We start from the raw sequence: 615 nt of genomic DNA on the forward strand, positions 1-615 counted from the left end.
GCTCGCGGTCGAGCGCACCGAGCACCTGCTCGCCGGCGCGCGGCGCTGCGCGTATCGGATCAAGGCGGTCAAGGAAGAGGTCGCGGCGGATTGATCCGAGGACTGCCACGGCAGTCCTCGAATCGGTGTTCACGACACGATGTACGCCGCCGCTCCGGTGGCCAGCAGCCGCCCCTGTTCATCGGTGAAGGCCATGCGCGTGTTGGCGACGCGGCTGCCCAGGCGCATGACCTCGGCCTCGCAGCGGAAGACGGCACCGATGGCCGGGCGCAGGTAGTCCACGCGCAGGTCGATCGTGCCGAGCTTGGCGAAGCGCTGCAGCCGCTGCTGCGGCGCCTCGTCGAGGTGGCGCGCGCCGGTGGCGGCCATCACCGCCAGACCGCCCATCGCGTCCAGCGTCGCGCTGATCACGCCGCCGTGCAGCCGGTTGTGGGCGTAGTGGCCCACGAGGTCCGGCCGCATCCGGATGTGGGCCCGGACGATCTCATGCTGCAGCTCGTCGACCTTCAGCCCCAGCACCTGGTTGAAGGTGATCAGCCGCTCGAAGATCTCGCACAGCGCCTCGGTGAACTCCGGCTCGAACGGGCTCTTCACGCGAGTCGCCGCGGCGCCCGG

At 70.6% G+C, this 615-nt stretch carries 1 protein-coding gene; it reads right to left on the reverse strand.

The window, feature by feature from the left end; genetic code table 11:
• Window positions 1-129: 129 nt before the first annotated feature.
• Window positions 130-594 (reverse strand): thioesterase family protein, encoded by a 465-nt coding sequence (locus tag FUT87_RS26915; RefSeq protein ID WP_147242966.1) that lies wholly within the window; start codon window positions 592-594, stop codon window positions 130-132.
• Window positions 595-615: the final 21 nt, after the last annotated feature.

It is taken from the genome of Mitsuaria sp. TWR114, assembly GCF_007997345.1.